The sequence below is a fragment of the Collinsella sp. OM04-5 genome, assembly GCF_003439125.1.
Classification (GTDB): domain Bacteria; phylum Actinomycetota; class Coriobacteriia; order Coriobacteriales; family Coriobacteriaceae; genus Collinsella.
Window position 1 is genome coordinate 464 of sequence record NZ_QSUU01000035.1, and the last position, 219, is coordinate 682.

The window sequence follows — 219 nt, forward strand, 5'->3', positions numbered from 1 at the left end:
TGGAAAATCAAAATAAAAAAATTATTTACAGCGGGAACATTGAAAAAAGAAAACCATATACAGACCGAATTATTCGTATTGATGAAACAACATTTAGGTCATATCTTCCTGTTATTCGTTCTGAAATACATAAAGATAACCCTATTGAGAATATCGAAAATGAAGCTATTGTACAGCGGATTTATCAAGACCGGGAACGGATGCTGTACAAGAATATTC

The 219-nt window shown here is 32.0% G+C and carries 1 protein-coding gene; it reads left to right on the forward strand.

Features of this window, described 5'->3' with window-relative positions:
* The coding region (locus DXB53_RS10165) for a hypothetical protein (RefSeq protein ID WP_233503866.1) at positions 1–219 on the forward strand (219 nt) is incomplete at both ends.